Consider the following 20,495-nt stretch of genomic DNA (forward strand, 5'->3'; position numbering starts at 1 on the left):
GATTGCATCTTCAAAAAGAAAAGGGGCCGCTGCAGGGCGGCCCCCCATTTTCGCGTTGGCTGACCTTGCCGTTACTGGTCCCGGAAGCGGTAGGGCCAGGCCATGATGCCGCCGTCCATGAACTTGACGTCGGCAAACCCGGCCGCGTCCAGTATCTTCTGCGCCTCGTACCCCCTGAGGCTCACCTTGCAGAAGGCGACGATCTCCTTCTCTTTAGGGAGTTCTTCCAGCCGCTCGCGCAGCGCTCCCAGCGGGATCAGCTTCGCCCCGGCGATGCCGATTTCGCCGTGCTCCGCGGGAGAACGGACGTCCAGCAGGATGAAGTCGTCGCCGTCTTCCAGCTTCCTTTTCACCTCGCGCGCCGAGATACCGCGGGCGTGACCGGAAAGCTTGTTCTTCATGATGTCGGCGGCGACGATGAGGTTGTCCATGGCGGCGCCGTAAGGGGGAGCGTAGGCGAGGTCCAGTTGGGAGAGCTGCTCCGCGCTGGCCTTGAAGGTGATGGCGGTTGCGGCGGCGTCGAGCCGTTTGTCAACGGCGCCCTCCCCTGCCGCCTGGAGTCCCAGGATGCGGCCGGTGCCGCGCTCGGCGACCAGCTTCAGCAGGATCGGTTTCGCCCCCGGGAAAAAGTGGGCGCGGTCCGGCGCCGGAGAGATCACGGTCTCCACGTCGAACCCGTGCCGCAGCGCCTCGCTCTCGGTAAGGCCGGTCTTGCCCGCGTTGACGTTGAACACCTTGAGGATGCTGGTGCCGATCACGCCGGCAAAGGTCGCTTCGCCGCCGGCGGCGTTGATCCCGGCGACGCGCCCCTGCTTGTTGGCGGTGCTCCCCAACGGTATGAACACCTTTTTGCCGGTGACCAGGTGAGTGGTTTCGCAGCAGTCGCCGCAGGCGTAGATATCGGGGTCGCTGGTGCGCAGGTGTTCGTCCACCGCGATGGCGCCGGTCACCCCGATGGCGAGCCCCGCCTCCCGGGCCAGGGCCACGTTGGGTGTCACCCCGGGGGCGAGCACCACCAGGTCGGCGGCGATCTCCCTGCCGCCGGCAACCACCGTCTGCACCTTCCCCTCGCCGGCAAAGCCGGTGACGGCGCAGCCGGTCAGCACCGTCACCCCTTGAAGCTTCACATGCTTCTCCACCACTGCCGCGACCTCGGCGTCGAGCACGCCGGGCAGGAGCTGGTCGCGCATCTCCACCAGGGTCACCTGCACCCCCTTGCCCTGCAGCGCTTCGGCGGTCTCAAGGCCGATGAGTCCGGCGCCGATGATGCAGGCGGAGGCACCGGCAACCGCCCTCTGCTTCAAAAGCTCGGCGTCCTCGATCGACTTCACGGTGAATACGTTCGGCAAAGAGACGTTCTCCAGGTCGGGGACGAACGGGGAACTGCCGGTGGCCAGGACCAGCTTGTCGTAGGGAAGCGCGCTCTCCTCCCCCCCCGCCTCGCGCAGACGGATCATCTTCTGTAGCCGGTCGATGCCGGTCACCTCGGTGTTGGTCCGGACCGCGACCCCTTTCACCTTGCTGAAGAAGTTGCGGTCGCGCACCACCCCGACCGGGGTGCTCATCAGTTCCTTCAGGTCCTTGACCGTGTCGGACACGTAGTACGGGATGCCGCAGGCGCCGTACGATATGAAGCTGCCGCGATCGAGCACGACGATTTCCGCCTTCGGGTCCGTCCTTCTGGCCTTGGCGGCCGCCTTGGCCCCGGCGGCGTTGGCGCCTATCACCACTATCCTTTTGTTCATCAGCATCTCCTTCGAAAGGTCTTAACGCCTCGCACACCCGCCACGGCCGCGTCATACGCGCTCATTGAGGGGCTTTTCTCCGCCCCCGAAGATCCGCCACCACCCGGCACGCCAGCAGCGCAAAAGGCCAGGCATGCCAGAACAGGTCGAATACATCGAGCGGCCGCACCAGGGTACCGGAGAGGAGCATCCTCACCTTGCCGAACAGGTGTGGCTCGGGTACGAAAGGGGCGAAACCGAGCAGCAAGGCGATCGGGATCAGGGTCCCGTATCCGGGGAGCTTAAGCTTTTCCAAGTGGTCCTCCGAAAGTGCAGCTACCTGAGCGACCCGGTGCAACCGCGGCCGCAACCGCACAATATACATTCGCTTTTTTGCATGTCAACATAATTCCATCGTTTACAGCATCGCCACCGCAGGGTGCGGGGCGCATGCGGCCGAAAACAAAAAAAGAGGAGGTCTCTAGGACCCCCTCTTTTCTGTTCGTGCTGCGCCCAACTGGGCGCCCGTCAGAACCTTCAGCCGCCGCTGTGGCACTTCGTTTCCGAAGCGCTCCCCGCCGCAAAAGTCGACATCGCCTTCTTCACCTTCGCGGAACCGCAGGTCGGGCAGCCGCACTCATCGGCCGCGCCTCCCTTTTGCAGCTTCTCGAAACGGGTACCGCAGTCGTTGCAAACGTACTCGAAAATCGGCATCGCAGCTCTCCTCGTATTTTATATGCAAACTTTTGCATATATTATAGCCGCGATGGTGCCATGTCAAGAGATGTTCGCGCCTCCCTCCCCCTCGGTCAGCACCTTCCAGATCCGCTCGGAGGCCCGGCCGTCCCAAAGCGGCGGAACCCGTGCCCTTTCCTTCTTGGCCAGGCTTTCCTGGAACCCCGCGAGGATCCCCTGCGGCGAGGTCCCCGCCAGCACGTTGCTGCCGATTTCGACGGTGATGGGACGCTCGGTGTTCTCCCTTATGGTGACGCATGGAATCCCCAGGGCGGTGGTCTCTTCCTGCAGCCCACCACTGTCGGTCAGGACAGCCTCGGCGTCCTTCCACAGGAACAGGGCCTCCCGGTAGCCAAGCGGCGGCAGCAGGACTACCCTCTCCGCAAGGTGAACACCGTGTTCCTGCATCATCTTCGCGGTGCGCGGGTGCACCGGGAAGAATATCGTCCGGCTCTGGGCGAGCTGGTTCAGGGCTTGTGCTATCCCGCCGAAGGTCTCGCGGCAGTCGACGTTGGAGGGGCGATGCAGGGTAAGGAAGAGGTAGGGGTGCGCCTTCTCCTTCAGGTGGAACCCGTCGAGGCGTGCGACGTCCTGGCGCGAGAGGCGCTCCACCTGGTGAAAAAGATTGTCCACCATCACGTGCCCCACCTCATGGATCCGTGCGGCCGGCTTACCCTCCTTGAGCAGGTTGCCGGTGGCGCTCTCCTCCGTCACGAAGAAATGGTCCGAGATCGCATCGGTCACCATGCGGTTGATCTCCTCTGGCATGGCGAGGTCGAAACTGCGCAACCCAGCCTCCACGTGGGCAACCTCGATGCCGCACTTCTTGGCCACGATGGAACAGGCCAGGGTCGAGTTGACGTCTCCCACCACCAGTACCAGGTCGGGACGCTCCTTAAGGCAAACCTCCTCGAAGGCCACCATGACCGTGGCGGTCTGGGCGGCATGGCTGCCTGAGCCCGCGTTCAGCGAGTAGCGCGGCTGCGGTATCTCAAGCTCCTCGAAAAAAGTCCCCGACATCTCCCGGTCATAGTGTTGACCGGTATGAACGATGCTGCAGCGCACGGAGCGGCAGGCGAGCGAGGCGCGGTAGATGGGAGCAATCTTCATGAAATTGGGTCGGGCACCGGCAACCAGCAGGACGTTCATGGCTTCCTCGTCGATCAGCAGCCTCGGACGGGGCGGATGGGGCCGCTGTAACTAGTTTTTTTTGGCAACAATAAAACATTGTAAGTTTTTAACATTGGCCTCGTCGTTTGCAATCATCCTCATAAATTCAACCGGATAAATCATCAAAACATGATTTTACGTATGAAATTAATTTTAGTTGACCTGTCGAGGGTTAACCAATAGTATTAATGTGATTCCGGCTTATTACCTTTTACCAGACCGTTTTATTTTGATGTACACAGGCTTTACCGCCACTTCTCACGCTTTGAGCCTGTTACCAAGATACGCAGGAAGGGAACAGCCACTTGCCACTGCAAATCCTCATCATCAGCGACAACGAGTCCTTCACCACCTATCTGGGTGAACTGCTGCAGGAAGCCGGGCACGCCACCCGCTGCGTCGCGCAGGAAAAGGAAGCCTTTCCCGCCATCAGGCGGCAGAAGCCGGACCTGATCATCCTCGCCCTGGAGGCGTCGAAGATCGTCCCCCTCGCCATCGAGCACCGGGTACAGACGCCGTCAGGCCCGCGCTCTGTACCCGTCATCGTCATCTCCGAGTGCCTGAGGCTCGAGGCGGAACTGCTGCAGGTTTTCGACTTCATAGGAAAACCCCTGGACGTTAAGCGCCTTCTGGACGATGTTGCCGCCGTGGCGCTGAGGAAGTCGGTCTCCTGCCAGGACCAGGAGCTCGAACCGCGGCTGGCAGCTGCCTTTTCCCGGCACATCCTCTCCCACAGCGGTCTGCATTTCGACCAGCGCAACCGGCCCGCCCTGACCAGGGGGCTACTCAAAAGGATGTCGGCGCTGCGCCTGACCGATTTCAAGGAGTACCTGCAGTACCTAAAGGAACACGGCGAGGACCGGCACGAGCTCCAGAAGCTGCTGCAGTTTCTCACCGTCGGTGAGACCTACTTCTACCGCTATCCCGCCCACTTCGAGGTGCTCAAGGAGCGCTTCGCCGACCACCCATCCTGCGCCGCTCCCATCCGGATCTGGTCGGCAGGGTGCTCCACCGGCGAGGAGCCCTATTCCATCGCCATGACCCTGATGGAGGCGCTCCCCGACTGGCGGCAGCGCGACATCCGGATCATCGCCACCGACATCAACAACCGCTCCCTGAAACGGGCGCGCGAAGGGGTTTACTCCCCCTGGTCCATGAGGATCACCACCCCTGAGCAGTCCCGGCGATATTTCAGGCGGGTCGGCGAAAGTTACCTGATCCGGGACGAGGTGAAGCAGCTGGTGCAGTTCTCGCACCTGAACCTCTCGACCCCCTGCCGGGAGCCCGTCTGCGACGAGCTGCAGGAGCTGGACGCCATCTTCTGCCGCAACGTCCTGATCTACTTCACCCCGGAGACCGCCGCGGGGATGCTGCAGCGGTTCACCCGGGCTTTGAAACCTTCGGGCCTGCTCTTTCTGGGGCACTCGGAGACCCTGCTGCAGCGCGGCCTGGACCTGGAGCTGCGGCGCAAGGAACGCAGCTTCTATTACGTGAAGAGCGGCTTGGCCGCGCAGCCGATCGCCGCCCCCCCCCTCCCCCCCGGTCTCCCAGCGGTTGACGACACTGACGAGCTCACCGAGGAGCAGCTCCGGCTGGCTGCGGCGTGGCTCAGCAAACAGGCGCCGTGGCCCCCCCCGGTGCCGCCATCCGAGCCCCTACCGGCCGCTCCCTGCACACCGCTGGACGACGCCCAACTTTTGCAGGGGGCACGCGAGCTTTTCGACCGGGAGGAGTTCGAGCCGGCCCTTGAGCTTTTGGAGCTGGTGCTGGCGCGCCGTCCTGACCTCCCGGACGCCCTGGTGCTGAAGGGATTCATCCTGGCGGGGAAAGGGGCGCTGGAGCAGGCGCTTGAGACCAGCGACCGGGTGCTCGCGCTGAACGACCTCCTCCCGGAGGCCTACTTCCTCAAGGGGGTGCTCCTGGACGCTGCGGACCGGTTGGACGAGGCGGCCCGTGAGTACCGCAAGGCGCTCCTTCTGAACCACGATTTCATCATGCCGCGCTACCACATGGGGCGGTTGCACCTGCGCCAGGGCCGGCTCGCGGAGGGTGCGCGGGAAATCAGGAACAGCATCAAGATCCTGTCGCGCTGCGACGAGGAGGATACCGTCCCCTTCTCCGGGGGACTCACCAGGGCCGTCTGCATGCTGCAGCTGCAGAACACGCTGGCGCGGGTGGCCTAGCTACCGCTGCCGCCACGAGAGGTACTTAGATGGGAAACGACAACGGCTACGACATCCGCACCATCCTGAGCCAGATGCGGGAAGAGTACTGGCAGGCGCTCGCCGAGGAGGAGAGCGAGGCGAAAGAGACGCTGGAATGCCTGGTGTTCACCCTGGGGGGTAAGCGCTACGCCTTCGAGACCCACTACGCCTGCGAGGTGATCCGGGTCCCGAAGCTGGTGCGGGTGCCGGCGGTGCAGAGCCTGATCAGGGGGATCTTCAACCTGCGCGGCGAGATCACCGCGGCCATCGACATCCGCCCCATGCTGGGGCTCCCTCAGCCCGAAATCGGGGCGACGGGCCGGATCCTCGTGGTGCGCGGCGACAACTTCGCCACTGGGATTCTGGCCGAGGCGGCGCACGGGGTGCAGGGTCTCTGCTTTGAAAGTTTCGAGCCGGCCGCGACCGGCCTGCCGGGGACGAGGGCGCAGTTCGTCAGGGGGCACTTCAACCTCGAGGATGGGAGCGTGGTCCTGCTCGACATGGAGGCGCTGCTCGCCGATCCCGAACTGGTGGCGGGCGAGGCCTGAGCCGGCGCAAGGCCGGCTTCGCGACGAGGATAAGGAAGTTCCGAACATAAACTTAGATACTGGGGTTTCGACATGTCCAACAAGCTATCGGTAAAGATCGTCAGCGTCCTCATCATGGTCATGGTGGTCATCATGACCGCCTTCTCGGTCTATTTCGTCCGCTCGCGCCGGGCCAACATGGAGGAGGAACTTCTTTCCAAGGGGCGCATCCTGGCGCAGACCGGGGCCAGGTCGATGGAACGGATCCTCGAGGAGGCGGTGGCCAACGGCACCCTGACCCAGGAGCAGCTCTTCGACGAGCACTACATCCCGATTCCGAACACGGAGCCCCAGAAGTTCCACACCCAGTTCGACCGGTTCACAGACCAGGCGGTGCAGGCGCTCGAGGACGAGTTCCTGAAGGACGACCAGATCGTGTTCGCGGTCCTGACCGACAGAAACGGCTACATCCCGACCCACAACGCCAAGTATTCCGCCCCGCTCACCGGCGACCGCGACAAGGACAGGCTCAACAACCGCACCAAGCGGATGTTCAACGACCCGGTGGGGGTCGCGGCGGCGAAGAACGTGGAGCCGATACTGAAGCAGGTCTACCAGCGTGACACCGGCGAAACCATGTGGGACCTCTCCGCGCCGGTCTACGTGAAAGGGAAACACTGGGGCTCCTTCCGGATCGGCTTCTCCATGGTGAAGACCGAGCAGAAGGGGGCCGAGCTTAGGAACCAGATCGTTGGGAGCATGGCGATCATGCTCATCGTGGCCAGCGCAACCATCCTGCTCGTGGTGAGCCGCGCGGTCCAGCCGCTGCGCAAACTGACCGAGAAGGCGCACAAGATCACCGGTGGGGATCTCGACGAGACCATCCCGGTGGAGAGCAACGACGAAATCGGCGAACTGGCCGAGGCCTTCAACGTGATGACCACGGTGATCGTGAGGGACCTGAAGGACGAGATCGGGCGCTCGGGTCGCCTGATCGCCTCGGTGAAGGAGGCGGTGATCCAGCTCTCCAGCGCCGCCAACGAGATGATGGCCATCAGCGCGCAGCAGGCCTCAGGATCGACGCAGCAGGCGAGCGCGGTCCAGGAGGTGACCACCACCAGCGAGGAGATCGCCATCACCGCCAAGATGATCACCGGCAACTCCAAGAGCGTCGAGGCGGTCGCCGAGGACACCACCAGGAACTGCAACAACGGCCGCGAAGACGTCACCAACGCCATCGAGGGGATGGGACAGGTGAGAAGCCAGGTGACGAGCATCGCCAAGAGCATGCTGGAGCTTGGGGAGAACAGCCAGAAGATCGGCGGTATCGTGGAGATCATCGACGAGATCAGCGACCAGACCAACCTCCTCGCCTTGAACGCAGCCATCGAGGCGGCGGGGGCCGGCGAGGCGGGCAAACGCTTCGCCATCGTGGCCCAGGAGGTGAAGCGCCTGGCCGACCGTACCGTGGACGCGACCCGCCAGATCAAGGGGCTGATCGGCGAGATCCAGCGCGCCACCAACAACACCATCATGGTCACCGAGGAGGGAACCAAGGCGGTCGACGCCGCCTCCCAGCTGGTGGACAAGGTGCAGTTCTCCTTCGCCTCGATCATGTCCACCGCCCACGAGACCGCCCGCACCGCAAAGGAGATCACCCTCTCCACCCAGCAGCAGACCTCCGCCTGCGAGCAGATGGCCGAGACCATGTCCGAGGTGCGCGACGTGGCGCAGCAGGTGGCGCTCTCGGCGCACGAGACCGAGAAGGCCATCGCTGAGATCCTCGAACTTGCCGAACGCCTGAAGGAGATCACCGAGGAAGAGGCCTAAATGGCAAACCGTTACCTGGAGATCTTCTGCCGGGAGGCGGAAGAGCATCTGGCCTCGCTGCAAAGCGGCCTGTTGGTGTTGGAGAAGAACCCGGCCCGGACCGACCTTCTGCACGAGCTCTTGCGCAACGCGCACACCCTGAAGGGATCGGCGCGCATGGTGGGGCTTGCCGACATAAGCGCCATCACCCACACCATGGAGGAGCAGCTAAAGGGGATGGAGTGCGGCGAGCGCAAGGTGGACGCGCAGGCCATCGACCTGCTGCTGCGCGGGGCCGACGCTGTGGCGCTGATCACCTCGGCCCTGCTGCGCGGGGAGGCGCCGGAGCTGGACGTGGAGCGCTTCGTCGCGGAGTACGACCGGGGCGAACTGGGACAGCACCTCACCCCGGAGCCCAGGGAGGCACAACCCGACACACCCCAGGAAACGGTGCGGGCGGACGTGAAGACCCTTGACCAGCTGGTCAACCTGGTCGGGGAGCTCATCATCAACAAGAAGCGCCTGGAGGCGAAACTGGACCGCCTCAAGGAAGTGGCCTACGCGCTCCCCGCCGAGCATGCCGCGCCGCTCACCGCGTTCAGGGGGGAACTGGAGGAGGACGTCCTCTACCTCGACTACCTGATACAGGAGCTCCACGGCAAGGCGATGGGGCTGCGCATGCTCCCTTTGCGCACCATCTCCGACGGGCTGGAGCGCCTGGTCCGTGACCTGGCCCAGCAGCTGGGGCGCGAGGTGCAGTTCCAGATCGTCGGGCAGGCCATCGAGATGGACCGGGTGCTCCTGGAGGGGCTGAAACCGATCCTGATCCACCTGTTGACCAACGCCCTCTCCCACGGGATCGAAGCCCCCGAGGCACGCGCCGCCGCCGGGAAGCCGCACCGGGGTACGATCCTGCTCTCCGCCCGCCACCAGGGGAACTCGGTCCTCGTCGAGGTGCGCGACGACGGCCGGGGGATGGACCCGGCCGGCATCAAGGCAGCCGCGGTGTCACGCGGGGTCCTCGATCAGCGCGAAGCGGACGGGCTTTCCGACGAGGAGGCCCTCTACCTTACCTTCCGCCCCGGCTTCTCCACCGCTGAGATCGTCACCGACGTCTCCGGGCGCGGGGTGGGCATGGACGTGGTGAAGAAGAACATCGAGCGGGTCAAGGGGAGCGTGACCCTCGCCAGCCAGACCGGGAGCTTCACCCAGGTCACCCTGCAGCTCCCGCTCACCCTTTCCGTCCTGGACGCGCTCATCGTCGCCTGCGGCGGCGAGACCTTCGCCATCCCCACCACGTACCTGCAGGAGATCGTCAAGGTGCGCGCCAGCGAAATCGACACGATGGGGAGCGGCGAGGTGATCAAGGTGCGCGGCGCGACCACGCCGCTGTACAGCCTGTCCGGGATGCTGGGGCTCACCGAGCGCCGCGAGGCGGGGGACCTGCCGCTTTCGGCGGTGGTGCTAAAGCATTGCGACCAGCGCATCGCCTGCATCGTCGAGGCGCACCTGGGCTACAGCGAGGTGGTGGTCAAGGGACTGGGGCGGCAGTTTCGAAACGTCAGGTTCCTGTTCGGCGCCACCATCCTGGGGGACGGCAACCCCGCGCTGATCCTGAACGTACCCGACCTGTTCGAGTCGGGCCGCGGCGTGCAGCGCGCCCCGCTCTCCGCCGAGGAGGCGCAGGCGGCCCAGCGCCGCCTCAAGGTGCTGGTGGTGGACGACTCCATCACCACCCGCACCATGGAGCAGAGCATCTTGGTGAGCCAGGGGTACGCGGTGGTGACGGCGGTTTCCGGGGAGGACGCCCTGGAGAAGAGCGCCGAGGAGCAGTTCGACCTGGTGATCTCGGACGTGGAGATGCCCGGCATCAACGGTTTCGAGCTGACCCGGGCGCTGCGCGCTTCCGAGCAGTACCGGGAAACCCCGGTCATCATCGTTTCCTCGCTGTCTCGCGACGAGGACAAGCGCCAGGCGCTGCAGGCCGGCGCCCAGGCGTACATCGTCAAGGGGGCCTTCGACCAGGGGATGCTGCTGGAAACGGTGCAGATGCTGATCGGCTGAGCAAACGCTTCTCGCGCGCAGACCAGCGCGCCGGTGCCAAGGAAGGGACGTTTTATGATTACGAGGGTTCTGCTGGCCGACGACTCCCTCCTCGCACGCCAGTTGCTCAAGGACATGCTGCAGGCAAGTGACGAGATCCGCGTGGTCGGCGAGGCGTGCGACGGCAGGCAGGCGGTGGAACTGGCCCAGGCGCTCAAGCCCGACCTGGTGATCATGGACCTCCTGATGCCGGTACTGGACGGCCTGGACGCCATCGAGGAGATCATGGCCCTTTGCCCCACCCCGGTGCTGGTACTCTCCGCCGCCGTCGAGGCGAGCGAGGTGGACCGGGCCTTCGTCGCCATCAAGCGGGGGGCGCTGGACGTCATGGAGAAACCGAGGCTCGACGGCAACGCTACGTTGGAGGGGTTCTCGGCCACCCTGCGCGAGAAGGTCCTTTTCCTCTCCAGGATCAGGGTGATCAGGCACCCCCGGCGCAAGCCGCGCCCCGGCGACCCCCTCCCCGCGCTCCTCGGCGGCGCCGGACACAATATCCTCGCCATCGGCGCCTCGACCGGCGGCCCGAAGGCGGTGATGCGGCTTTTGAAGGCCCTGCCTGCGGATTTTCCCGGCGCCGTGTTCGTGGTGCAGCACATAGCCCAGGGGTTCGCCGCGGGGTTCGCCGCCTGGCTGGACCGTGAATGCGCCCTGCCGGTGAGGCTTGCCCGTGACGGGGTCCCCTTCCGCTCCGGGGAAGCCCTGGTAGCCCCCGACGGCACCCACCTGACCGTGGTCGAAGGGGTGATCCGCCTCAACGACGCCCCGCCGGTCAACTGCTGCCGCCCCTCCATCGACGTCTTCTTCGATTCGCTGGCCCGGCAGCGCTGCGACCAGGTGGTGGCCGTGCTCCTGACCGGGATGGGGCGCGACGGCGCCCAGGGGATGCTCCGCATCAGGGCGGCCGGTGGCACCACCATCGTCCAGGACGAACCATCGTGCGCGGTTTTCGGCATGCCCAAGGCCGCCATCACCCTCGACGCGGCGGACCAGGTGGTCCCCCTGGACCTGATCCCCGCTGCTTTGGAAAAACTGTTCGTGGCGCAGCGCCCCGAATCGGCAACGACCGGCGCCGCCGCGCCGCATAACTGACCCAGAAAGGAGACGTGCCTTGAAGAAAAAGATCCTCATCATCGACGACAGCGAACTGGTACTTGCCATGGCCAAGGACGCCCTTGACCAAGCGGGCTACCAGGTGGTGACCGCCACCAACGGCATAGAGGCCAACCGCTTCATTTTTTCCAAGGACAAGCCCGACCTGATCATCATGGACATCATGATGCCCATGCTGGACGGCAACAAGAAGGCCAAGCTTTTGAAGGAGAACGAGGTAAGCCGGGACATCCCGATCCTGCTCCTTTCCTCCAAGGGGGAAGCCGAGATGCGCCAGCTCGTGGTCGAGGCCAACGCCGACGGGTACATCCTGAAGCCGTTCACGCCGGGCCAGATAACGGAGGCCGTCGACAAGGTGCTGGCCCGATGAGGTAGCCGGCCGGGGGGAGATGTAAAAAAACGAACAGTTCTTTTTTTTACATCGCCCGGCCAACCTCCCGTGCCGCCGACGTTTTCGCCGGCAGCGGAGAACCGCTGTAAAAAAATGCACACCCGGAGCCCCCGCACCTTCAAAACTGGCACGCCGCAAGCCTCCGATTACACTGGGTTTTGTTCCTGACTTCTTGGCACGGATATTGGAATACCGTCAGGTGTTTCAATGTCAATGCGATGGGAGAAAACCATGGACCACCAGTACAGCATCATCAACCAGTGCCTCCAACTGCTCAAGCAAAGCGACCTGCCCACCATCAAGAAGCTGCGCGTCGAAATACAGCTGATCCAGATGAAGCGGCTGCTATTAAACGACCGGCTCACCAACGACATGGTCAAGGGGGCCTGCGGCGAGGACGTCTTTGAAGGGCTGTTGAACCAGATGCGCAGGATCTGCGGCGAGGGGTCCCAGGGGGACGCCTTAACGGACCTGATGGAGCGGATCGGCGGGATGTTGACCGAGCTGGGCGGGGAGCACGCCCACCACTGAGGTTGCGGCGACCGGCAGCACCACCGTCGCCACCGTCCCTCTCCCGACCGTCGAGGCGAGCTGCAGCCGACCGCCGTGCTCGGTCACGATGAACTGCGAGATGTACAGGCCGAGACCGCTGCCGCCGAGTTCCAGCTTGGTGGAATAAAAGGGCTCGAAGAGTCGCTCCATGGTCTCCGGCGCGATGCCGACGCCGTTGTCGCGCACCTCGACCACCACCTCGCTCCTGGCGGCATCGTGGCGGGTGCTGAGTTGGACCTCGCCGCGCCCGCCGGCAAATGACTGCATGGCGTTGAGTATCAGGTTGATGAGCACCTGCTCGATCTGCTGCTGGCTGCCGGCAACCGCTGGGATCCCCGTTCCCAGCGAGGTGTGCAGTTGCACGTCTCGTTTTGTCTGGCAGGCAAGCACCGAAAGGGCAGCCGAGACCGCGCTGTTGATCTCCAACCTCTGGCGCAGCTGCCCCCCTCCCCCCACCCCGTAATCACGCAGCCCCTGCACCACCTGGGCGATTCGTTCCGAGTTCTCCACGATCTTGCCGGCGTTTTCCGTGAGCACCTGGCGCGCCTTCTGGTAGGGCACCCCCCCGAGGTAGAATTCCCCCTCCTCCTGCCAGACCCCGTCCAGAAGCGGCAGCGCGTCGGCGAGCATCTTCCCGATCATGTGCCCCGAGAAACGGATCGAGGCGTTGGGGTTGTTGATCTCGTGGGCCATTGAGGAAAGGAGCAGACCAAGCGAGGTCATCTTGTTGGTCTGGATCAGCCGGGCCATAACCCGCTTCTTCTCCTCCTGCACCTCCAGCCTCATCGCCCGGAGCAGTTCGTCCTGCAGCGCCTGGTTTTCCAGCTCGCGCAGCTCCAGCGATGCGGCCATGGCGTTGATGGCGTTGGCGGCCCGGCCCAGTTCGTCGTCACCGTCCAAGTCGACGCGGGCGGAGAGCGTGCCGTTGCCGATCTTCTCGATCCCCCCAAGGAGCAGGTTGAAGGAGTTGGTGACCCGCTTGAGGATCTGGTAGCAAAGCAGGGACACGAAGATCCAGAACAGGGTGCCGATTGCCAGAGAGGCTGCCACCAGGGTGACCAGCCGCTCGCGCGCGCCGGAGGTGTCCAGCTTCAGCCTCACCTCTCCGATGACCCGCTGCTCGTTCCCCTGGGGCTGGCCGAGCAGCGCCGACTCGGGGGAGAGCACCCCGCTGGGAGAGCTGATGGGAACCCGCATGTCGATGGCGTCGTCCGGGACGGTCTGGGATTTTACCTGCTGGGCATGCAGCCGTCCCTCCCGGTCCACGATGGAGACCGAAAGTACCGAGGGGTAGCGTGCGGTCCCCTCGGCCAGAATATTGAGCGCCTCCTTGTTTTCAGCGAAGAGGGGCAGGCGCGCGTTCTGGGCCAGGATGGTCGCCAGAAGCTTCCCTTCCCGCTCCATGTTGGAGCGGTAGGCGTTCAACTCGGTAATGACGTAGAAGGTGACGAAAGCGGCGGTCAAAAGCGCGATAGTGCCGGTGAAGATCAGGTAAAGCCGGAACCGGAAACTCTTGGCATAGGGAGGGAGACGCAATTTCCTTTTTCTCATGTCAGTGCCCCGCCAAGCCGTTCAGCTTCAACTGGCGCACGACCCCCTCGTTGCTCCTGGTGACGGCACGGCGGGGGGCCTCCCCCCCCTCTTCCGGCGTGTGTCCATCCAGCACGTGCTGCGCCAGTTCGGCAAGTTGCCTGCCGATATCGTAACGGTCGATGGTGAGGGCGACGGCCCCTCCCATGGAGAGGTAGACGTCGGCGAAAGTGACTACGGGCACACGCTCGGCCTGGGAGAAGAGGAAGTAGGCTTCGGTGGAGACCGGGGAGACCGCCGTCGTATCGGGAAGCATCCAGAGCGCGTCGACCTTACCCTTCAAGGAAGCAAGCATGGCCGGCGTCTCCTTGGGGGCATGCACCTCGCGCAGCACCAGCCTGACCCCGCCGCGCGCGGCCGCTGCGACCGCACGTTTCACGTACCCCCCGCTTCGTGCCGGGTCGTAGAGCACCCCCACCCGTTCCGCGCCCATTTCCTCGAAGACAGACAGGTAGCGCCCCGGGTCCAGGAGCATGCTGACGCCGCCCGCGCCCCCGCGCGGCCTGGCATTGAGCGCCAGCATGTAGAGCACTGGGGTTGCGTGCTGCTTTTGCGCCAGTTCCAGGGCTCGGTCACCGACCGCCACGATCAGCTTCGGGTGTTCCTCCCGAGTGATGCGGGTCAAGTCGAGTTCGGCGTAATCGGAGAGGACGATGCGGCGCACCGATCCCCGGCAGTCGCGCTTGAAACCGCGTACCGCCTCGTCGTATCCCTTGTCGTGCATGGACTGGAGCAAGAGGACGTCGTAGGCCAGGGCGAGCGTCGGTGTCAGAGTAAAGAACACCAGAAGCAAGACTCTTAGAAGTGACATCTCACCCCCACTTCAGCCCAGCGCCCCGTGTTCTTGTAAAGATCGGAAAGGTACTGCTGACCGTCGAAGATGTTCCTGAGCGAGCCGAACAGCTCAACCGACCCGAATTCGGAATACTCGAACGTTTTGCTCAGGTGCAGGTCCCAGAGAATCCCCCTGTTCCTGCCGTCAATGGCATTCCAGTCGATGTAATGCCCGATCAACTGTGCCTGAAACCGCGACGGGTCGCGGTAGCGCAGCCCGAGCTTTAGGGTGTGTTTGGGGACGGAATTGAGCACGGCCCCATCGGCCCCATCTGTGGCGCGTATGTAGGTGTAGCCGCTGGAAAGCGAGGTATTGAAGACGGGGACCGTACGGAGCTCGAATTCGCCCCCATGCTTTAGTTGTCTCTTCTTTACGATGGCGCCGAATTCGTTGCTGTTGACGTCCCAGGTGTCGTTTCTGAAGAGGGTGGCCTTGAGCCAAAGGTAGGGGACATCCCCCGACTCGAAGCCCACTTGGGAGGTCCACACCTTTTCGGTGGATTCGGCGCGGTTCAAGGAGGTGAGACTGTACCCTCTGGCGGTGTAGCCGCGCAGGAGGCTGTTCTCACTCAGGGCATAGGTGATGCCAAAGCTTGGGCTGAAGCGGTTTCCGCCGAATCCGGTCCAGTCAAAGCGAGCACTTGGGGTTATGGCGAAGTTGCCGACGGTGAAGGTGTCGTTGAGGTAGACACCCAGCCGGTCGGCGTTTTTAGCCTCTTCGCCGGGGATGCGTCCACCTCGCAGGCGCACCCTGACATGGTCGTAATCCACGCCCGCCACTACCAGCTGCCACTCTCCAAGCCAGGAAAGTTTGAGGCTTCCCCCGGTGCTGTCGTCGTCTTCCCGAGTGCTCTGCATGACGGATCCACCGGGTGAGCTGACCATGAACATCTCCATGGTGCTCTGGCGGCTCCTCAGGGAGGCGTCGAGGGAAAGCCTGTTATCCAGCGGCAACTGCAAGGCAAGCGACGATAGGATCTCATGCTTTTTGTCGTTGACGTCGACGTTGGGGACGGCGAGGACCCCCGAGTCTCTGGTGGTGTAGAGGGTGGTCAGGGTGAGCGTCCCACGCACCGGGAGTTCGTAGTGCAGCTTGCCGTACAGGTTCCTCAGATCTGCCTGGTTGTTGGGACGCAACCCGTCTGAGCGCAGCCTCCCTCCAAAGAGGTAGTAGCCAAGCCGGTCGACGGTACCGGTCACCTCCCCGCGTCCGTCGACGGTCTCCCTCGTCCCGTAGGAGCCGGACACGGTGCCGTCGACGACTCGGTCCTGCTGCGGCATCTTGGTTATCACGTTGATGACACCGCCCAGGGCGCTCCCCCAGGCACTGGAGGCGGCGCCCTTGACAATCTCGATACGGTCGATGATCTGAGCAGGTATGGAGCCTAGGTCCGGGAAATTATCGGAAAGGCTGTTGAGCGGCACGTTGTCGATCAGTACCAGTACGTGGTCGAAGTCGGAGCCCTGTATCTCAATGTTGGTGAGCGTGCCGGGTGTGCCGTTTACCTCGAATTGGATGCCGGTTACGGCGTAGAGGATGTCGGGCAGGGTATGGGCGTTCAAGGCCGCGATTTCGCCGGCCGTGACCACGGTGATGTTTTCCGCTGTCTGTGAAGCCGGACGCGGCGACCTGCTCGCGGAGACTGGGTCGCCGCCTGCGCCGTTGAACAGCTCAAGGGAGCTCAGGTCGTCGTCACTTCTTGCAGGCATTGCTGTCATCAGGCAGAGCGTCACAGTCAGCAGCAACGGCTTGACCATGGCAAACACTGACAAAACTGAGGACCGTCTCCTCACACACCCTCCTCATAAAAAAAAACAAATTTATTATTGCAGATCATATAAGTTGGTGCTAATGTAGCACGGCAGGTTAAAAAAGTCCAAATTTTTCACAACACCAAAAGGGGGGAAAACGCAATGGCAAAAGAAAACCTGGAAGTGGAGATTCTCGACGAAGGCAACAACATTGTAGAAACAAATGGCTTGGGCTGCTGCATCTACTTGTACCTGTTTGTCGGCCTCATATGAAATGGGAGGAGCCTCGCCTTCCTCTGTGAGCAAGGCGAGGCTCCTTGCGTACCATCCACACAACATTTGTGGCCGGCAACACGACGGTCAGACGATAGGTATAATCTCTCATGAAACTTTCCCACTACATGAAGGTCTTCCCCTCCCCCGACCGACCCGGGTACGTCCTCCTCTATTCCACCCTGCGCGGTTCAGTCGCGGTGATCCCGGCTCAAACTCTGGCGTCCCTGCAAGAGGGAGTATTCCCCGTCGAGGGATGCGAGACGCTGACACGGCTCGGCATGCTGGTAGAGGACCCCGGCGTGGAAAGGGAACAGATGCGTGGCCTCATCGACCGCGCCAACGCGGGGCCGCGGCATTTCATGGCCTCGGTGGTGCTGAACCTCGACTGCAACCTGGACTGCGGCTACTGCTTCGAAGGCGAGTTCCGCTGCGGGCACTACATGTCGGAAGAAACCGCCGATCTTCTGGTGGAGACGCTGGTACGGGAGAGGATCTCGCAGGGGTGGGACGTCACGGTCTCCTTCTACGGCGGGGAGCCGCTGCTGTCGCAGGACCTGATCCGTCGCATTTCGCAGCCGCTGCAGGCTGCGGCCCTGCATCACGGCGTGAAGTACGCCTTCACCCTGGTGACCAACGGCACGCTCCTCGACCGGGACACGGCGCTGCGGTTGCTCCCCCTTGGACTGCAGGGGGCGAAGTTCACCCTGGACGGCCCCCGGGAGATTCATGACGTCCAACGCCCCTACGCCTCCGGCGCCGGGAGTTTCGAGATCATAGCCGCGAACCTGGCGCAGGTCTGCGACCTCATCTCCATCCAACTGGGGGCGAATTTCCGGCCGGAAAACTACCGGGAGTTCCCGCGGTTGCTCGACCAGCTTCCCCTTTACGGCATCACGCCGGACAAGCTCAGCGTGGTGATGTTCACGCCCGTCGTCTCTACGGGGGGGTGCTCGGACTTCAACACCGGCTGCGCCTTGTCCGAGGAACCGTGGCTCATGGAGGCGGCACCTTTCCTGCGCGAAGCGACCCTGGCCAGGGGGTACCGCGTCCCCACGCTCAAGCCGTCCGCCTGCGTCGTGGAACTCGACGACAACCTGGTGATCGATTGCACCGGAAAGTTCTACAAGTGCCCTGCGTTCATGGGCTCGGAAGAGATGAGCATCGGCGGTTTGAGGGAAGGGTTACAGGACTACAGGGCATCACACGGGATCGGGAACTGGCAGGTGGATGCCTGCCTCGAGTGCAGCTATCTGCCGCTTTGTTTCGGCGGTTGCCGTTTCGTCAGCAAGCTCCAGGGTAAGTCGCTGACCGAGGTGGACTGCCGGCGCAAATTCTATGACGCGACCCTGGAACAGACCGTGCTGCAGAACCTCACCTACCTTGCCCCCAGGAAAAAGGGCGCCGCGCAAAGCGCACCCGCCCAGGCAGCACCTCCCTACTGACGCTCCTGCTTCAACCTTTTGTTCAGGGTCGGCCGGGTCAGACCCAGGAGATCCGCTGCCTGGGTCTGGTTGCCGTTGGTGAGCTTCATGGCCTCGGCGATCAGGTATTCCTCGACCTGCAGCACGGTCGGGAACTTCCCGAACAGCGCGAAGAGGGGATTGCCGCAATCGACGGGGTGGGGTGCCCGCGCCGGTACCGCGGCCACCCCCGGGAAGTCCGCGACCGACAGGGGCGCCCCCTCGTTGCAGGTGACGGCGTGGTGCACCATGTTGTAGAGCTCGCGCACGTTGCCGGGAAACCTGCACTGCTGCAGCGCCGCGATCACGTTGTGCGGCACCTTGGGAGCCTGCTTCCCCTGCTGCGCCGCGATCTGGTGCACGAAGTAATCCACCAGCGCCTCCACATCCTCGAGCCGCTCCCTCAAAGGGGGTACCCGGAACTCATGGGCGCAGAGGCGGTAGTAGAGGTCGTTTCTGAAGGTTCCGGCGCCCCGCAAGGCGGCGAAATCCATGTTGGAGGCTGCCACGATGCGGGCGTCGCTTTTCAGCAGCAGGTCCGAGCCCAGCCGGTAGTACTCGCGCTCCTGCAGAAGCCGCAGCAGCTTGATCTGGGAGGCGAGGTTCAGGTCCCCGATCTCGTCCAGGAAAAGGGTTCCTCCGGCGGCTGCGCTTATGAGACCGTCGCGCTTGCTGTCGGCGCCGGTAAAGGCGCCTTTTTTGTGTCCGAAGAGGGTGTCCGAGAACATGAAGTCGTCCAGCCCCGCCGCGTTGAGCGATATGAACGGCCCGGGGACGCCCGACACGTCGTGCACCGCGCGCGCCAGCAATTCCTTCCCCACCCCGGTCTCCCCCGTGATCAGGACCGGCAGCCTCGAGCCGGCGATCGCCTCGATGTACTGGAAGATGCCGCGCATCTTCTTGGAGGTGGTGATGATGCCGGCGAAGGCATCGGGGTTGCCCAGGGTGTCCGCCAGCAGGTAGTCCTTGAGCATCCGGTTTTGCTGCCCGAGTTCGCTCACCTGGAGCGCCTTCTTTACGCTGGCCACCAGGCGGTTTGGGTCCACCGGCTTGGTGAGGAAGTCGAAGGCGCCTTGGCGCATACAGGTCACCGCCGTCTCGACGTCCCCCATGGCGGTCATCACGATCACCGGGACCTCCGGATGCTCCACGGTGAGGCTCTGCAGTATCTCGGCCCCGGTAACGTTCGGCATCACCCAGTCCAGGATCACCGCGTTCACCCTGTGCTCCCGGATGTAGGGGATCACCTTCCGGCTGTCCGAGATGGTCGCCACCCCCGGGATGTCGCTCGAGGCGAGCAGCAGCGACACCTCGGTGAGGATGCCCGGCTCGTCGTCCACGAGCAGTGTGTGTTGTTGTGTGGTCGTTTTGACTGTCATCTCACCACCAAGGATAGAAGTATCTACTTAAAGGTTTCACATCATATCCGGTCACGTGCCGATATTCAACTGTTTCTTGACGCGGCAGTTGAGGCGGGATGCAGAAGGTGTTCCGTCGGACTGAAGCAACGGGGTTGCAATCGGGAGACGAATCGGCATAATCTATACCCTTGAGCCGGACCAACACCCACACGGAGGCACGTTTTGAACCCTAGAGCTCTCCTCGAGAAATACTTCCAAGACAACCAGCAGGGGCTCGAGATCGTCTATCGCCACAGCCGCAAGGTGGCCGACAAGGCGCTCTCCATCGCCGCACGCGCCGGCAGAAGCGACGCGGAACTGCTCTTCATAGAGGAAGCCGCCCTGCTGCACGACATAGGCGTTGCCCGTACCTACGCCCCCAAGCTCAACTGCTTCGGCAACTCCCCCTACATCTGCCACGGCCTGATCGGACGGAAGATGCTGGAGGCCGAGGGGCTGCCACATCACGCCTTGGTCTGCGAGCGGCACATCGGGGTCGGGCTCACCGCCCGCGACATCGCGGAGCAGAGGCTGCGCCTGCCGCTCCGGGAGATGTCCCCCGTCACCGACTGCGAGCGCATCGTGGCCCTCGCCGATCTCTTCTATTCGAAGAAAGGGGGAGAACTTGACCTTGAAAAGAGCACCGACCAGGTCAGGTCCGACCTGCTGCGTTTCGGACAGGAGAAGGTACGCATCTTCGAAAGCTGGCTCAAAGAGTTCAGCCTCGACAGCGGCGCAGAAGCCCCCGCCCCATCTAATTAGCCTCCCGCCCCTTTCCGGCCAACGAAGTGTGCTATACTGTAAGCGCCCAGCCTCACAGGGCATTTTCCAGCATACGGCACCAGCTTCCCCCCCGGC

At 63.4% G+C, this 20,495-nt stretch carries 17 protein-coding genes; 9 read left to right on the forward strand and 8 right to left on the reverse strand.

What is annotated here, in order from left to right; all coding sequences use genetic code 11:
* Nucleotides 1-71: 71 nt before the first annotated feature.
* The 4 genes from KP003_RS10280 to wecB form a co-directional block, all read right to left on the reverse strand.
* On the reverse strand, nt 72-1,745 hold the full coding sequence (locus KP003_RS10280) for an FAD-dependent oxidoreductase (RefSeq protein ID WP_216498982.1): 1,674 nt from the start codon (nt 1,743-1,745) through the stop codon (nt 72-74).
* A gap of 61 nt (nt 1,746-1,806) precedes the next feature.
* The gene (locus tag KP003_RS10285) at nt 1,807-2,040 is read right to left on the reverse strand and encodes an RND transporter (RefSeq protein ID WP_216498983.1); all 234 of its coding nucleotides are present in this window, start codon (nt 2,038-2,040) and stop codon (nt 1,807-1,809) included.
* A 221-nt stretch (nt 2,041-2,261) separates the two neighbouring features.
* Nucleotides 2,262-2,438 carry an FmdB family zinc ribbon protein gene (locus KP003_RS10290; protein ID WP_216498984.1) on the reverse strand — a complete coding sequence of 59 codons (177 nt, stop codon included), beginning with the start codon at nt 2,436-2,438 and terminating at the stop codon, nt 2,262-2,264.
* Nucleotides 2,439-2,501: 63 nt separating this feature from the next.
* Nucleotides 2,502-3,608 carry a non-hydrolyzing UDP-N-acetylglucosamine 2-epimerase gene (wecB, locus tag KP003_RS10295; RefSeq protein ID WP_216498985.1) on the reverse strand — a complete coding sequence of 369 codons (1,107 nt, stop codon included), beginning with the start codon at nt 3,606-3,608 and terminating at the stop codon, nt 2,502-2,504.
* 326 nt (nt 3,609-3,934) lie between these two features.
* Here wecB and KP003_RS10300 point away from each other — a divergent pair, with 326 nt between their 5' ends.
* The 7 genes from KP003_RS10300 to KP003_RS10330 all read left to right on the forward strand — a co-directional run bounded on the left by KP003_RS10300 (nt 3,935) and on the right by KP003_RS10330 (nt 12,304).
* The gene (locus KP003_RS10300) at nt 3,935-5,812 is read left to right on the forward strand and encodes a CheR family methyltransferase (protein ID WP_216791830.1); all 1,878 of its coding nucleotides are present in this window, start codon (nt 3,935-3,937) and stop codon (nt 5,810-5,812) included.
* Between the two features lie 29 nt (nt 5,813-5,841).
* The gene (locus tag KP003_RS10305) at nt 5,842-6,381 is read left to right on the forward strand and encodes a chemotaxis protein CheW (RefSeq protein WP_216498987.1); all 540 of its coding nucleotides are present in this window, start codon (nt 5,842-5,844) and stop codon (nt 6,379-6,381) included.
* Between the two features lie 72 nt (nt 6,382-6,453).
* Nucleotides 6,454-8,190, forward strand: coding sequence for a methyl-accepting chemotaxis protein (locus KP003_RS10310; RefSeq protein WP_216791831.1), 1,737 nt, complete (start codon nt 6,454-6,456; stop codon nt 8,188-8,190).
* A complete protein-coding gene (locus KP003_RS10315; protein WP_216791833.1) occupies nt 8,191-10,233 on the forward strand; it encodes a hybrid sensor histidine kinase/response regulator in 2,043 nt (680 codons plus the stop codon). It abuts the gene before it with no gap.
* Nucleotides 10,234-10,287: 54 nt separating this feature from the next.
* Nucleotides 10,288-11,361: a chemotaxis-specific protein-glutamate methyltransferase CheB gene (gene cheB, locus KP003_RS10320; RefSeq protein ID WP_216791834.1), complete on the forward strand. Its 1,074-nt coding sequence runs from the start codon at nt 10,288-10,290 to the stop codon at nt 11,359-11,361.
* Between the two features lie 19 nt (nt 11,362-11,380).
* Nucleotides 11,381-11,752 carry a response regulator gene (locus tag KP003_RS10325; RefSeq protein ID WP_216498991.1) on the forward strand — a complete coding sequence of 124 codons (372 nt, stop codon included), beginning with the start codon at nt 11,381-11,383 and terminating at the stop codon, nt 11,750-11,752.
* A 252-nt stretch (nt 11,753-12,004) separates the two neighbouring features.
* Nucleotides 12,005-12,304: a hypothetical protein gene (locus KP003_RS10330; protein ID WP_216498992.1), complete on the forward strand. Its 300-nt coding sequence runs from the start codon at nt 12,005-12,007 to the stop codon at nt 12,302-12,304.
* On the opposite strand, the gene KP003_RS10335 is transcribed toward KP003_RS10330, so the two are convergent.
* The 3 genes from KP003_RS10335 to KP003_RS10345 are packed head-to-tail and all read right to left on the reverse strand — an operon-like array spanning nt 12,236 to nt 16,459.
* Complete coding sequence (locus KP003_RS10335) at nt 12,236-13,876, reverse strand: sensor histidine kinase (protein WP_216498993.1); 1,641 nt, start codon at nt 13,874-13,876, stop codon at nt 12,236-12,238. The genes KP003_RS10330 and KP003_RS10335 overlap by 69 nt on opposite strands.
* A gap of 1 nt (nt 13,877) precedes the next feature.
* Nucleotides 13,878-14,726 carry an ABC transporter substrate-binding protein gene (locus KP003_RS10340; RefSeq protein WP_216498994.1) on the reverse strand — a complete coding sequence of 283 codons (849 nt, stop codon included), beginning with the start codon at nt 14,724-14,726 and terminating at the stop codon, nt 13,878-13,880.
* Nucleotides 14,714-16,459: a TonB-dependent receptor plug domain-containing protein gene (locus KP003_RS10345; RefSeq protein ID WP_236026890.1), complete on the reverse strand. Its 1,746-nt coding sequence runs from the start codon at nt 16,457-16,459 to the stop codon at nt 14,714-14,716. The genes KP003_RS10340 and KP003_RS10345 overlap by 13 nt, the downstream gene beginning before the upstream one ends.
* A gap of 425 nt (nt 16,460-16,884) precedes the next feature.
* On the opposite strand from KP003_RS10345, the gene gptM reads away from it, so the two are divergent.
* The gene (gene gptM, locus KP003_RS10350; RefSeq protein ID WP_216791836.1) at nt 16,885-18,219 is read left to right on the forward strand and encodes a geopeptide radical SAM maturase; all 1,335 of its coding nucleotides are present in this window, start codon (nt 16,885-16,887) and stop codon (nt 18,217-18,219) included.
* Here the strand turns inward: gptM and KP003_RS10355 are convergent.
* On the reverse strand, nt 18,213-19,616 hold the full coding sequence (locus KP003_RS10355) for a sigma-54-dependent transcriptional regulator (protein ID WP_217300672.1): 1,404 nt from the start codon (nt 19,614-19,616) through the stop codon (nt 18,213-18,215). The two genes, gptM and KP003_RS10355, sit on opposite strands and share 7 nt — an antisense overlap.
* 204 nt (nt 19,617-19,820) lie before the next feature.
* On the opposite strand from KP003_RS10355, the gene KP003_RS10360 reads away from it, so the two are divergent.
* On the forward strand, nt 19,821-20,399 hold the full coding sequence (locus tag KP003_RS10360; protein ID WP_216498997.1) for an HD domain-containing protein: 579 nt from the start codon (nt 19,821-19,823) through the stop codon (nt 20,397-20,399).
* Nucleotides 20,400-20,495 lie beyond the last annotated feature (96 nt).

The sequence above is a fragment of the Geomonas diazotrophica genome (assembly GCF_019063885.1).
In the GTDB taxonomy this organism is placed as follows: domain Bacteria; phylum Desulfobacterota; class Desulfuromonadia; order Geobacterales; family Geobacteraceae; genus Geomonas; species Geomonas diazotrophica.